Annotated in this window: 10 protein-coding genes; 3 read left to right on the top strand and 7 right to left on the bottom strand. The window is 70.8% G+C overall.

Features of this window, described 5'->3' with window-relative positions:
* The first annotated feature begins 741 nt into the window (after window positions 1-741).
* Complete coding sequence (locus tag ACIO92_RS20135) at window positions 742-2,598, top strand: sensor histidine kinase (RefSeq protein WP_366444265.1); 1,857 nt, start codon at window positions 742-744, stop codon at window positions 2,596-2,598.
* The gene (locus ACIO92_RS20130) at window positions 2,595-3,287 is read left to right on the top strand and encodes a response regulator (protein ID WP_366444264.1); all 693 of its coding nucleotides are present in this window, start codon (window positions 2,595-2,597) and stop codon (window positions 3,285-3,287) included. The genes ACIO92_RS20135 and ACIO92_RS20130 overlap by 4 nt, the downstream gene beginning before the upstream one ends.
* A gap of 142 nt (window positions 3,288-3,429) precedes the next feature.
* On the opposite strand, the gene ACIO92_RS20125 is transcribed toward ACIO92_RS20130, so the two are convergent.
* The 5 genes from ACIO92_RS20125 to ACIO92_RS20105 all read right to left on the bottom strand — a co-directional run bounded on the left by ACIO92_RS20125 (window position 3,430) and on the right by ACIO92_RS20105 (window position 9,810).
* Window positions 3,430-5,022, bottom strand: a complete 1,593-nt coding sequence (locus tag ACIO92_RS20125) for a cation acetate symporter (RefSeq protein ID WP_402282623.1) — start codon at window positions 5,020-5,022, stop codon at window positions 3,430-3,432.
* Window positions 5,019-5,519: a DUF485 domain-containing protein gene (locus ACIO92_RS20120; protein ID WP_402282625.1), complete on the bottom strand. Its 501-nt coding sequence runs from the start codon at window positions 5,517-5,519 to the stop codon at window positions 5,019-5,021. Before ACIO92_RS20120 ends, ACIO92_RS20125 begins: the two co-directional genes overlap by 4 nt.
* 106 nt (window positions 5,520-5,625) lie before the next feature.
* Window positions 5,626-6,348 (bottom strand): response regulator transcription factor, encoded by a 723-nt coding sequence (locus ACIO92_RS20115; protein WP_366444261.1) that lies wholly within the window; start codon window positions 6,346-6,348, stop codon window positions 5,626-5,628.
* The gene (locus ACIO92_RS20110) at window positions 6,345-7,595 is read right to left on the bottom strand and encodes a histidine kinase (RefSeq protein WP_366444260.1); all 1,251 of its coding nucleotides are present in this window, start codon (window positions 7,593-7,595) and stop codon (window positions 6,345-6,347) included. The genes ACIO92_RS20115 and ACIO92_RS20110 overlap by 4 nt, the downstream gene beginning before the upstream one ends.
* A 97-nt stretch (window positions 7,596-7,692) precedes the next feature.
* Window positions 7,693-9,810, bottom strand: a complete 2,118-nt coding sequence (locus ACIO92_RS20105; RefSeq protein ID WP_366444259.1) for a DNA topoisomerase IV subunit B — start codon at window positions 9,808-9,810, stop codon at window positions 7,693-7,695.
* A gap of 432 nt (window positions 9,811-10,242) precedes the next feature.
* Here ACIO92_RS20105 and ACIO92_RS20100 point away from each other — a divergent pair, with 432 nt between their 5' ends.
* Complete coding sequence (locus tag ACIO92_RS20100) at window positions 10,243-10,473, top strand: hypothetical protein (protein ID WP_030211728.1); 231 nt, start codon at window positions 10,243-10,245, stop codon at window positions 10,471-10,473.
* Window positions 10,474-10,610: 137 nt separating this feature from the next.
* On the opposite strand, the gene ACIO92_RS20095 is transcribed toward ACIO92_RS20100, so the two are convergent.
* Together ACIO92_RS20095 and ACIO92_RS20090 are read right to left on the bottom strand one after the other, a co-directional pair.
* Window positions 10,611-11,429 carry a serine protease gene (locus ACIO92_RS20095; protein ID WP_402282628.1) on the bottom strand — a complete coding sequence of 273 codons (819 nt, stop codon included), beginning with the start codon at window positions 11,427-11,429 and terminating at the stop codon, window positions 10,611-10,613.
* A gap of 153 nt (window positions 11,430-11,582) precedes the next feature.
* Window positions 11,583-13,124 carry an RNA polymerase sigma factor gene (locus ACIO92_RS20090; RefSeq protein WP_402282629.1) on the bottom strand — a complete coding sequence of 514 codons (1,542 nt, stop codon included), beginning with the start codon at window positions 13,122-13,124 and terminating at the stop codon, window positions 11,583-11,585.
* Window positions 13,125-13,238 lie beyond the last annotated feature (114 nt).

Here is a 13,238-nt window from a genome sequence, read left to right as displayed (position 1 = left end):
ACACCGCGCGGCCCCGGGCCGCGCATCGGACTTGTGGCGGTCCGGCGAGCGGGCCACGGCCGCCCCCGCCTCTCGGGCGTCCCGCCCAAAGAGAGGGCGGGACCACCCGAAGGAATTCAGCTGCCTCGGGCCGGTCCAGGCCAGTCCTCGCCGGTCCAGGCCGGTGTCCAAGCCGGTGTCCAAGCCGGTCCAGGCCGGTGTCCAAGCCGGTGTCCAAGCCGGTGTCCAAGCCGGTCCAGGCCGGTGTCCAAGCCGGTCCAGGCCGGTAGAACCAAGGCCTCCCTGGCCTGAAGGTCCGGCCCCCGCTTCCGGAGCCTCCTGCCCGCCCCCCGCCCTCTCGGCCCGCTTCCCGCCAGTAGGTACAAGGCCCGCACGTACTGACGGGCTGACGGGCCTGACAGGCCCCTCGCTCCCGGGGGCCTCCTCCGCCTTCCGGCCCGGCGTCCGGGCTGGCTTCCGAGGGACGTACGACTGCCTCGGGCTGGCTCCGAACCGGCCAGGGGCTCCGCTCCTCGCCCCAGAGACCCTGCTCACCGCCCAGGGGCCGTACTCCCGGCTCCCGGCTCCCGGCCGAACGCGGCACCCGCCCCGCTCCGCCCGGAACCGGCCCGGAACCCCGCTCTCGCCCCCGGGCCCACCTCCCGACAGGGCGGGTTTTGTGACCCGTATCTCCGCCCCGCGCCGCCGTTCCGCCTCGGACGCGTTTCCGGTCCCGGGGCGCGTCCGCTTACCGTTTCCGGCATGAGCCCCGCACAGACCACCCCTCCGCGCCCCCGGACGCGCCCACGGCGGTTCGGCTGGCCCCGGCGGGTGTTCTCGCAGGTCCTGCTGATGCAGTTGTTCATCGCCACCGGTGTGACCGTGCTCGCGACGGGACTCTTCCTGGCGCCGTTGAGCGCCCTGCTCGACGACCAGGCGATGCGAAGGGCCCTGGCCATCGCCGGGACCACCGCGTCTCCCCGGCTCGCCGCCGACCTGACCGGCACACCGGCGTCCGCGCTCGGCCCGGTGCAGAGGGAGGCCGAACGCATCCGGAACGCCACCGGAGCCGAGTACGTCGTGGTCATGGACACCCGGGGGGTGCGCTGGTCGCACACCGACCCCGGTGAGATCGGCCGGCTCGTCTCCACCGACCCGAGCGACGTCCTCGCCGGGCACGAGGTGATGGAGATCGACAGCGGCACCCTGGGCCGTTCCGCGCGCGGCAAGATGCCGCTGCGCGACGCGGACGGGCGGATCGTCGGGGCGGTCTCGGTCGGCATCGCGTACGAGAGCGTCCGCGACCGGGTCGTGGCCGCCGTTCCCGGGCTTCTGGCCTACGCGGGCGGGGCGCTCGCCGTCGGCGCCCTGGCCGCGTATCTGATCTCCCGGCGCCTCCAGCGGCAGACCCATGACCTGGCCTTCTCCGACATCTCCGCACTGCTCGCGGAGCGCGAGGCGATGCTGCACGGCATCCGCGAGGGGGTCGTCGCCCTGGACAAGCGCGGCTCGGTACGGCTCATGAACGACGAGGCCCAGCGACTGCTCGGGCTCGGCCCCGAGGCGGCGGGACGGCCACTCGACGAACTCCTCGGCGACGGCCGTACCGCCGATGTCCTCGCGGGCCGGGTGACGGGCGAGGACCTGCTCACGGTACGGGGGCAGCGGGTGCTGATCGCCAACCGGATGCCGACGGACGACGGCGGCGCGGTGGCGACCCTCCGCGACCGCACCGAACTGGAACGGCTCGGACGCGAGCTGGACTCCACCCGGGGCCTGATCGACGCCCTCCGCGCCCAGGATCATGAGCACGCCAACCGAATGCACACCCTTCTCGGCCTCCTCGAACTGGAGATGCACGAGGAGGCCGTCGAGTTCGTCACCGAGGTGGTCGGGGTGCACCGGGCCACCGCCGAGCAGGTCACGGAGAAGGTCCACGATCCGCTGCTCGCGGCGCTCCTGGTCGGCAAGGGCACCGTCGCCGCCGAGCGGGGCGTCTCCCTGCGCCTCACCCCCGACGCGCTGCTGCCCGACCGGCTCGTCGAGCCCCGCGAGCTGGTCACCGTCGTCGGCAATCTGGTCGACAACGCCCTGGACGCCGTCGCGGGCACCCATGACGCCCGGATCGACATCGCCTTCCGCGCCGAGGGCCGTACGGTCGTGCTGCGGGTCACGGACAGTGGTCCGGGCGTCCCGGCGGAGCACCGGGAGCTGATCTTCACCGAGGGCTGGACGACGAAGGCCCTCCCGTCCCACGGCAAGCGGGGCATCGGGCTGCCCCTGGTCCGTCGGCTGGCGGAGCGGCGGGGCGGCTCCGCCGGGGTGACCGACGGGCCCGACGGCGGAGCCGCGTTCACCGTCGTCCTCCCGGACGTCCTGACCGAACCCGACTCCCGGACCGGGCGTCACTCTCCGACCGCGCACGACCCTCTGACCGGATATCGCTCCCTGGCCGGGCGGTACTCCCCGACCGACCGGGTCGACCCGGCCGACCCGAACCGGCCGCACGGTCTGCCCCGGCCCGGCACCCTGATCGATCCGAACGCCCCGGACGCCCCGACCGGACAGGCCACCTGGCCCGACGGCGCGGCGACGGGGCCCGTGGAGGAGACACGATGATCGACGTGCTCGTGGTGGACGACGACGTACTGGTCGCCCGGATCAACGCCGCCTATGTCACCAAGACGCCCGGCTTCCGGGTCGCCGCCACCGCCCACTCCACCGCAGAGGCGCTCGCCGCCCTCGACGGTCAGCCGGTGGACCTGATCCTCCTCGACCACTACCTGCCGGACGAGAACGGACTCGCCGCCGTACGGGAGCTCCGCGCGCGCGGACACCAGTGCGACGTGATCATGGTGACGGCGGCCCGTGACGTCGCCACCGTGCAGGCGGCGATGCGGCACGGCGCCCTGCAGTACCTGGTGAAACCCTTCAACTTCGCCGGGCTGCGCGCCAAACTGGAGGCGTACGCGACGCTCCGCCGGACCCTGGAGAGCGGCGGCGAGGCGGAGCAGGCCGAGGTGGACCGGATCTTCGGTGTCCTGTCGGCGGGCTCCGTCGCCCCCGACCTGCCCAAGGGGCACTCCCCCACCACGGCGGAACTGGTCCGGCAGGTCCTCCTCGCCGCCGAGGGCCCGCTCTCCGCGCAGGAGATAGCCGAACGCGCGGGCGTCAGCCGACAGACGGCCCAGCGCTATCTGAAGCTCCTCGAACGCACCGGCCGGGTGCGTCTCTCGCTCCGATACGGCGAGACGGGCCGCCCCGAACACCGGTACGCCTGGGCCGCCTCCCCACCCGCCACCGGCTGAAACGGGCCCACGCCTGACGGGAACGGGTATTCCACGGGCCGGAGGCGGCGGGCCCGACCGGGTGCCATGGGGCTGGCGCGCCTGCCCTGCCGGGTGGTCCACGGGTGGCGTGACCGGATGGCCGACGGCATGGCCGGGCCCGTCAGACGGCCCCCGCTCCGGTCAGCGACCTCACCTCGGTCTCGGCGTGCCGTGCCTCGTCGGGCGGCTCCGGCGACAGGACCGTCCCGATCCAGCCCGCGAGGAATCCGAGCGGGATCGAGACCAGCCCGGGGTTCTGGAGCGGGAACAAGTGGAAGTCCGCACCGGGGAACAGCGATTCGGGGCTGCCGGAGACCACCGGCGAGAACAGCACGAGCAGTACGGCGGGAATCAGCCCGCCGTACACCGAGGAGACCGCGCCCCGGGTGGTGAACTTCCGCCAGAACAGCGAGTAGAGCAGCACCGGCAGATTGGCGGAGGCGGCCACCGCGAAGGCCAGGCCGACGAGGAAGGCCACGTTGAGGTCACGGGCGAGCAGTCCGAGACCGATGGCGGCGGCGCCGATGCCCGCCGCCGCGAACCGCGCCACGGTCACCTCGCGGTACGGCTTCCCGTGCCGCCGACGCAGCGAGGCGTAGAGGTCGTGGGCCACCGAGGCCGAGGAGGCGAGGGTGATCCCCGCGACGACCGCGAGGATGGTGGCGAACGCGACGGCGGCCACCACCGCGAAGAGCACGGCGCCACCGGTGGACCCCGCTCCCCCGCCGAGGTCGAGGGCGAGCAGGGGTACAGCCGTGTTGCCCGACGCGTTGGACGCGCGGACCTCGTCGGAGCCGATCAGGGCCGCCGCCCCGAAGCCGAGCACGATGGTCATCAGGTAGAAGCTCCCGATGAGCCCGATGGACCAGACGACCGACCGGCGGGCGGCCCGCGCGGTGGGCACGGTGTAGAAGCGGGACAGGATGTGCGGCAGCCCGGCCGTGCCGAGCACCAGGGCGAGCCCGAGGCTGATGAAGTCCAGCCGGGCCGTCCAGTCCCCGCCGTAGCGCAGTCCCGGTGCGAGGAAGTCGATTCCGTGGCCGCTGCGTTCGGCGGCGGTGGACAGCAGCTGGTTCACGTCGCCGTGGAAGCGGAGCAGGACGAGGACGGTGAGCGCGATCGTCCCCGCCATGAGCAGGACCGCCTTGACGATCTGGATCCAGGTGGTGGCCCGCATACCGCCGAGCGACACGTAGATCACCATCAGCGCGCCCACACCGACGACCGTCCAGGACCGGGCAGCCTCGCCGGTCCCGCCGAGGAGCAGCGCGACCAGGCTTCCCGCGCCCACCATCTGGGCGACGAGATAGAGCACGGAGACGGCCACCGAGGACGTTCCTGCGGCGATCCGCACCGGCCGTTCGGCCATCCGCGCGGCGACGACGTCGGCGAGCGTGAACCGTCCGCAGTTCCGCACGAGTTCAGCCACGAGCAGCAGCACGACCAGCCAGGCGACGAGGAACCCGACGGAGTAGAGCATCCCGTCGTAGCCGTAGAGCGCGATCAGCCCGGAGATCCCGAGGAACGAGGCGGCCGACATGTAGTCGCCCGCGATGGCGAACCCGTTCTCCAGAGGGGAGAACAGCCTGCCCCCCGCGTAGAACTCCTCCACCGAGCCGTGCCGGTGTCGGCTCACCCAGGTGGTGATGCCCAGCGTGACGGCGACGAAGACACTGAACAGCACGATCGCCAGGGTCTGGTGGTCACGGATCACGACCGCGTCGCTCCTCTCGTCATCTCCTGTGTGTCCCAGCGCAGTTGGAGCGCGGCCCAGTCCCTGCGGAGCCGTGCGTGCCGCGCGTAGGCCCAGGTCAGCAGGAAGGTGGTGAGGAACTGTCCGAGTCCGGCGGCCATCGCCACGTTCACCACTCCGACGAGCGGCCGGGCCATCAGCCCCGGCGCGACGGTCGCCGCCACCACATAGGCGAGGTACCAGAGGAGGAACGCGGCGGTCGCCGGAAAGACGAACCTTCGGTAGCGGCCCCGGACTTCCTGGAAGGCGGGGCTCCGCTGGACCTCCAGATAGATCTCCGCCGCACTGTGGACCCGCTGCCCCGGCACCGTGTCCGGTCGTCCCGGACCGACCGCGCCGGGCATCCCGGTGCCGTCTGACAACGCGCCCCGGCCGGGGGGCGCCGCCTCGTGCCAGGGGGTGTCCTCGACCCGTACCGCCGAAGCGTCGAGCCCCTCCTGTTCGTCCACCTGCTCCACCGACCAACTCTCCTTGTCAGCGAACCGTTTCGGCCGCGTGCCAAGGATGGACAGAGCGGGAACATCCCGGACTCTTCTCCCCTCCGTCTTCACCCCATCAGGTGACTCATCCCCCAGGGGGCCTGACCAGACCGTGCTGATATGCGTATCGCACCGCCTGCGCCCGGTCCCGCACTCCGGTCTTCGCGAAGAGATTGTTGATGTGGGTCTTCACGGTCGCCGTCGAGATCCGCAGTCTGCTCGCGATCTCCTGATTGGAAAGTCCGTCCGCGACCAGCGCGATCACCTCCGTCTCCCGTTCGGTGAGCCCTTCCGCCCGTGGAACGGACGGCCCCGCCGGGGCCTCCAGGAGCTGCTCGATCAGCCGCCGCTGCACGGTGGGCGAGAGCCCGGCCCGCCCGTCGGTCACGTCCCGCAGCGCCCGCAGAATCTCCTCTCCTCCCGCGTCCTTGGTGAGATAGCCCCGCGCACCGGCCCGCAGCGCGGGGAACAGCGAGTCGTCGTCGGCGTACGTGGTGAGCACGACGACCTCCGTCCCCGGGTGCCCCTCATGGATCCTGCGGGTGGCCTCGACCCCGTCGCACCGGGGCATCCGCAGGTCCATCAGGACCACGTCGGGCTTGACCTCGGCGGTGAGCGCGACGGCCTCCTCGCCGTCCCGTGCCGCCCCCACGACCTCCACCCCGGGGAGCAACCCCAGCAGCATCACGATCCCCTCCCGCACGACGGCCTGGTCGTCGGCGACAACCACCCGCAGTGCGGGGACGTCCGCGCCCTCCCGTCCGGGCGTCTCCGCCCGGCCACTGTCGGTCCGCTCCGTGGCGCTCATGCCGGTACCCGCAGCCGCACCGCGAACCCGGCTCCCTCGGGCCCCGCGTCCAGACTGCCTCCGAGCAGTTCGGCGCGCTCCCTCATACCGCGCAGCCCGTACCCGGAGCCGGAGGAACCGAGCCCGAGCCCGCCCCCGTCATCCCCGTCCCCGTCACGCCTGCCTCCGTCCTCGTCGGCCGTCACCGTAGGCGGCGGCCCTGAATCGCGTATCTCCAGGGAGATCCGGTCCGTCTCATAGGCGAGCAGGATCCTCGTACGGGCCCCGGGGGCGTGTTTGCGCACATTGGTGAGGGCTTCCTGGGCCACCCGCCGTACCGCCTGGGAGGCCTCGGCGGGCAGTTCCCGGTGCTCCCCCGTGACCTCGACCAGGGTCCGGCCCTCCCGCGCCAGGTCACGCAGGTAGTCCTCGACCGGCACCATGTCCCCGCGTAGCGCGGACAGGGCGTGACGGGTCTCCGCGAGGCCCTCCCTGGCCATGGCGCGCGCGGAGGTCACGAGCTTGAGTATCTCGGCCCGCTCCGCCCCCGACTCGATCTTGAGCCGGGCGACCTCCAGGTGCACCATCTGCGCGGAGAGGCTGTGGGCAAGCACGTCGTGTATCTCTCTGGCGATCCTGGCCCGCTCGGCGAGGGCCGCCGACGCGGCCTCGGCCTCCCGGGCGAGCCGTTCCTGGGCCAGCAGCTGGAACCCCGCACCTCTGGCCTGGGCGTCCAGCCGGAGCGAGTACCCCGCGAGGAGCACGGCCGCCGTGGTGACGCCCGCACCGAGCAGTCCGGTCTCGTCGGCCTCGACGAAGCCGGTGACGAGCACCGCCACGGCGGCCAGGCCCATCCGGAGCGGCAGCCGTTCCATCGCCATGACCGAGACGACTATCCACAACACGGTCGCCGACGTCGGCGCTCCGGCCGTATAGGCCCCCAGACCACAGAGGGCCATGACCGCGAGCAGACCCAGCGACGACGCCGCCCGGTGGTCAAGGGTCGTGTGGTGGTAGCCGAGCGCCGCCACCACGCAGAGCCCGAAGGCGATCGGAGGCACCAGCGCGTACCAGCCGTCGAACGCCCCCGAGGTGTAGCAGCCGGCCAGCACCCAGACGCTCAGGGCCGCGATCAGGAAGTGGTCGAGGACGATGCGCCCTCGGGGCACCCCGACCCGGGTGAGCGCCTCGCGCGACGGCCAGGCCCCCCAGAGAGCCCCTTTGACCAGCCCGTTCCCCGTCGATTCCCGGTCGAGCGTTTCCACCATGATCCGTCCCCCTCCGTCATCACCATGCTACGGAGGGTCGACTGCGGTGTGATCGGCCCGTGGGTGGAGCGTCCGGATCCACCCACGGGTGGAGGCCTCAGGCGTCGATGCGCGAGCGGTCGAGAGTGGCCGCCGAGCCGGTGATGAACTCCTTGCGGGGCGCCACGTCATTGCCCATCAGGAGGTCGAAGACCTGCTCCGCCGCGTCCAGATCGCCGATGTTGATCCGGCGCAGGGTGCGGTGGCGGGGGTCCATCGTGGTCTCCGCGAGCTGGTCGGCGTCCATCTCTCCGAGGCCCTTGTACCGCTGGATGGAGTCCTTGTAGCGGACCCCCTTGCGCTGGAACTCCAGCATGGTCTGCCGCAGCTCGTTGTCCGAGTACGTGTAGACGTACTTGTCCTGGCCCTTCTTGGGCTGGACGAGCTCGATGCGGTGCAGCGGGGGCACGGCGGCGAAGACGCGCCCGGCCTCGACCATGGGCCGCATGTACCGCTGGAAGAGCGTCAGCAACAGGCAGCGGATGTGCGCGCCGTCGACGTCGGCGTCGACCAGGAGGACGATCTTCCCGTAACGGGCCGCGTCGATGTCGAAGGTGCGGCCCGAGCCCGCTCCTATGACCTGGATGATCGCGCCGCACTCGGCGTTCTTGAGCATGTCCGAGACGGACGACTTCTGCACGTTGAGGATCTTGCCCCGGATCGGCAGGAGCGCCTGGAACTCGCTGTTGCGGGCAAGCTTGGCCGTACCGAGGGCGGAGTCGCCCTCGACGATGAAGAGCTCGCTGCGCTCCACGTCGTCGCTGCGACAGTCGGCCAGCTTCGCCGGGAGCGAGGAGGACTCCAGCGCGGTCTTCCGGCGCTGCGCGTCCTTGTGCTGGCGCGCCGCGATCCGGGTGCGGGCCGCCGCGACGGCCTTCTCCAGGACGGCGCGGGCCTGCGCCTTGGCGTCCCGCTTGGTCGAGGTGAGGAAGGCCTTCAGTTCCTTGGCGACCACGTTCGCCACGATCCGCCGGGCGGCGGACGTACCGAGGACCTCCTTGGTCTGGCCCTCGAACTGCGGCTCGGCGAGGCGGACCGTCACTACGGCCGTGAGCCCTTCGAGGGCGTCGTCCTTGACGATGTCGTCCTCGGCGACGCGCAGCATCTTGGCGGAGCGCAGCACCTCGTTCACGGTCTTGGTGACGGCCTGCTCGAAGCCCGAGACGTGGGTGCCGCCCTTGGGGGTGGCGATGATGTTGACGAAGGACTTGACCGCGGTGTCGTAGCCGGTGCCCCAGCGGAGGGCGATGTCGACGGCCAGCTCACGGGTGACCTCGGTCGGGGTCATGTGCCCGCGCTCGTCGAGGACGGGCACGGTCTCCTTGAACGTGCCCTGTCCGGTGAGGCGCTGGATGTCGCAGACGGCCTTGTCCTGCGCGAGGTACTCGCAGAACTCGCTGATGCCGCCGTCGAAGCGGAACGTCTCCTCGCTCTTGCCGATGCCCGCGAGGTCCCGCTCGTCGCGGACGACGATGGTGAGGCCGGGCACGAGGAAGGCCGTCTGCCGGGCGCGCTGGTACAGCGTCTCCAGGGACAGCTTGGCGTCCTTGAGGAAGATCTGCCGGTCGGCCCAGTAGCGCACGCGCGTGCCGGTGCGGTTCTTGGGTACGCGCTTGCTCTTGCGAAGGCCGTTGCCCGGGTCGAAGGGGCTGTCGGGGCCCTGCTCGGTGAAGACTCCGGGGACGCCGCGGCGGAAGCTGATGGTGTGGGTGGCGCTGTTCCGGTCGACCTCGACGTCGAGGCGCGCCGACAGGGCGTTGACCACGGAGGCGCCGACACCGTGCAGACCGCCGGAGGCCGCGTACGACCCGCCGCCGAACTTGCCGCCGGCGTGCAGTTTGGTCATGACGACCTCGACACCGGAGAGGCCGGTCTTCGGCTCGACGTCGACCGGGATGCCACGGCCGTTGTCCCGGACCTCGACGGAGCCGTCGTCGTGGAGGACGACGTCGATGTGGTCGCAGAAGCCTCCGAGGGCCTCGTCGACGGAGTTGTCGATGATCTCCCAGATGCAGTGCATCAGGCCGCGGCTGTCGGTCGACCCGATGTACATACCGGGGCGCTTGCGGACCGCTTCGAGCCCTTCGAGTACGAGCAGGTGCCGCGCGGTGTAGTTGGAAGCGTCACGGTCTGCGGTCAGCAGCGCACTGGACGGCACGGACGTTTCGGCGGTCACGCGGTTCGCTCCTCGCTGAATTTGAAATCGGGCCCCGTGGGGTAGGGCCCGGCGTCGCTCACGGGTCAGAGGGTACCGATGCCTGGTAGAGCCGTTGTCACGCCACCCACCCCGATTCCTCATGCTAGTCCAGAGTCGTATGAATGTTCGATCCCTCGAGGGGGTGACGCGAACATCACGTTCCCTTCCAGGCATGAACCATTTAGGCTCCGGGCACGTCCTCATGAACAACCGGCAACCGCGCCGGGAGGGCCGACCCACACAAGCAACGCGAAATCCGTAGAGCGAAGCAATACGGCTCATTCGCCGCCAACCGGCAGCAAACAGCCACCTAGGAAGAAGTTTCGAGGAAAAGCCGCGAGCGGGAACGTTTTCGGCCTGGTTGGATGTTGACCCTGGTACGACAGCTCGTCGAGCTAGAGAAGAGGCGACGTGACTACTGTTCTGACCCCCGCGAGCCCCCTGACGGCCGCTGACCGCTGCGACCGCTGCGGCGCCCAGGCATACCTGCGTGTCGTCCTGACCAGCGGAGGTGACTTGCTCTTCTGCGCCCACCACGGACGCAAGTTCGAGCCGGAACTCAAGAAGATCGCCGTTGAGATACAGGATGAGACGGACCGGCTGACGGATGTGCCGGCCCGCACGGTGGGCGACGAGCACTGACGCTTCGCAACCACGACGAGCTCAGATCCGGCCAATGACCGGACGGTGGGCGGTCACCCCCGAAGTTCCAGGGGGGTGACCGCCCGCTCTCGTGTCCGCTCCTGGCGGCGCCCTTCAGAAATGCCCGGCCCGAGCGCTCAGAAGCGTGCCGGAAGCACCGCCGAGACCCGCGTGTACACCCCGGGGTTCTCCGCCTGCCCGCAGCCGTTCCCCCAGGACACCAGGCCGATGAGCACGCCCCGGGCCACCAGCGGCCCGCCGCTGTCGCCCTGGCAGGCGTCCTTGCCGCCCCCCGGATCACCCGCGCACAACATCGTCCGGCCCCGGTACCCGGCGCCGGAGCCGTCCGGGTACGCCCGTTCGCACGCTCTGTCCGGCAGCACCTGCACGCGCGCCGTCCGCAGGGTGGAGGAGTAGGCCCCGTCGCCGCTCACGTCCCCCCAGCCGTACACGTCGGCCTCGGTGCCCGGAGCCTCCGCCGCGTCCCCCGCACGGGCGACGCCGATCGCGTACGACTGCGGCAGCGGGCTCGCCAGCGTCAGCACTGCGAGATCGCCCGCGTTGGTCGTCGGGTCGTAGTCCGGGTTCACCCAGGTGTCCGAGATCCGGACCTCCTCGCCGCCCTGCCCGCGCAGCGCCGTACGGCCCGCGATGACGGCGAGGTCCCGCACCTCCCACGGTTCGCCGCCGAGCGCCTCACGGCCCACACAGTGGGCCGCCGTGAGCACCTTGGTCGGCGCGACGACCACGCCTCCGCAGAACTGCCCCGCGCGCGTACCTCCGAACCGGTCACGGCTGGAGAGCGCCACGACCCACGGCGCTTCCGTGATCTGGGCCTCACGGCCCCCCACCACGACGCTGTCGGCTGCGACGGGGGCGGCGGAGGCGAATTGCCCGGCCGCCACGGCGATCACGCCCAGGGCGCCCGTCACAGCTCGGGGGAGGGAACCGCGCATGGAGTCTCCTGACTCTCCGGTGATGTCGGTTCACCCAGCGTCCACCACGCGCCCGCGGCGTGCACCCGCGCGGACAGCCGGAGGGCCCGGCTCCCCTGGGGGAACCGGGCCCTTCCGCGTACCGCTCCGTGCCTCGCCCGACGGCGGGACGGATCAGTCGAGGTAGTCGCGCAGCACCTGCGAGCGCGACGGGTGGCGCAGCTTCGACATCGTCTTCGACTCGATCTGACGGATCCGCTCACGGGTCACGCCGTAGACCTTGCCGATCTCGTCCAGCGTCTTCGGCTGGCCGTCGGTGAGACCGAAGCGCATCGAGACGACGCCCGCCTCTCGCTCGGAGAGGGTGTCGAGCACGGAGTGCAGCTGCTCCTGGAGGAGCGTGAAGCTCACCGCGTCGGCCGGGACGACCGCCTCGGAGTCCTCGATCAGGTCGCCGAACTCGCTGTCGCCGTCCTCACCCAGCGGGGTGTGGAGGGAGATCGGCTCACGACCGTACTTCTGGACCTCGATGACCTTCTCGGGGGTCATGTCGAGTTCCTTGGCCAGCTCCTCCGGGGTGGGCTCGCGACCCAGGTCCTGGAGCATCTGGCGCTGCACACGGGCGAGCTTGTTGATGACCTCGACCATGTGCACCGGGATACGGATGGTGCGGGCCTGGTCGGCCATGGCGCGGGTGATGGCCTGACGGATCCACCAGGTGGCGTACGTGGAGAACTTGTAGCCCTTGGTGTAGTCGAACTTCTCGACCGCGCGGATCAGACCCAGGTTGCCCTCCTGGATCAGGTCCAGGAAGAGCATTCCGCGGCCGGTGTAACGCTTGGCCAGAGAGACCACCAGACGGAGGTTGGCCTCCAGGAGGTGGTTCTTGGCCCGGCGGCCGTCCTCGGCGATGATCTCCAGCTCGCGCTTGAGCTTGGGCGCGAGCTTGTCGGAGTTCGCGAGCTTGTCCTCGGCGAACAGCCCGGCCTCGATGCGCTTGGCGAGCTCGACCTCCTGCTCGGCGTTGAGCAGGGGGACCTTGCCGATCTGCTTCAGGTAGTCCTTGACCGGGTCGGCGGTGGCACCGGCGACGGCGACCTGCTGGGCCGGTGCGTCGTCCTCGTCCTCGTCGGACAGGACGAAGCCCTTGCTCTCGCCCTCGGTCTCCTCCTCCTCGCCCTTGCCGGGCGCGACGTCCTCGAGCTCCTCGCCCTCGGCCAGGTCGTCGGCGTCCTTCTTGGACGTGGCCTTCTTGGCCGTCGCCTTCTTGGCGACGGTCTTCTTGGCCACCGCCTTCTTGGCGACGGTCTTCTTCGCAGCCGCCTTCTTGGCGGACGAACCGGCCTCGTCAGGGTCGACGCCCTCGGCAGCACCGACGGTCGTGGCCGAGACGGTGGTCTTCGTCACGGTCGTCCTGGCGGTGACGGTCTTGGTGGCGGTGCGCTTGACCGGGCTCTTCGCTGCGACGCTCTTGCGGGCGCGCTTCGGCGACTCCGCTGCACTGACCATCAGCGTCACACCCTCTTCCTCGAGGATCTGATTGAGGCTGCGCAGAACATTCTTCCACTGGGTTGGCGGAATCTGGTCAGCCTCGAAGGCCCGACGCACGTCATCGCCGGCGATCTGCCCATCAGCCTTTCCCCGCTCGATGAGCGCCATCACAGACTCGGACTCGGCGATCTCCGGCGGGAGCATACGGGATGTGCTGGCCGACACGAACAACCTCTCGGAACGATGGAAACGGCTTCCGGCCCCACCCGGGATCGGGTTGGAGCCGACGACCGTCGACGGGGAATGTGTCGACGGCGCGGGTTGGACCGGGGAACTGCA

The sequence above is a fragment of the Streptomyces sp. NPDC087215 genome (assembly GCF_044744885.1).
Taxonomy (GTDB): domain Bacteria; phylum Actinomycetota; class Actinomycetes; order Streptomycetales; family Streptomycetaceae; genus Streptomyces.
The sequence above is the reverse complement of the archived record's forward strand: the minus strand, read 5'-3'. Positions and strand labels throughout refer to the sequence as shown.

Coding starts and splice junctions, on each gene's coding strand:
- ACIO92_RS20135 (WP_366444265.1), top strand. CDS start 742: ATGAGCCCCGCACAGACCACCCCTCCGCGCCCCCGGACGCGCCCACGG.
- ACIO92_RS20130 (WP_366444264.1), top strand. CDS start 2,595: ATGATCGACGTGCTCGTGGTGGACGACGACGTACTGGTCGCCCGGATC.
- ACIO92_RS20115 (WP_366444261.1), bottom strand. CDS start 6,348: ATGAGCGCCACGGAGCGGACCGACAGTGGCCGGGCGGAGACGCCCGGA.
- ACIO92_RS20110 (WP_366444260.1), bottom strand. CDS start 7,595: ATGGTGGAAACGCTCGACCGGGAATCGACGGGGAACGGGCTGGTCAAA.
- ACIO92_RS20095 (WP_402282628.1), bottom strand. CDS start 11,429: ATGCGCGGTTCCCTCCCCCGAGCTGTGACGGGCGCCCTGGGCGTGATC.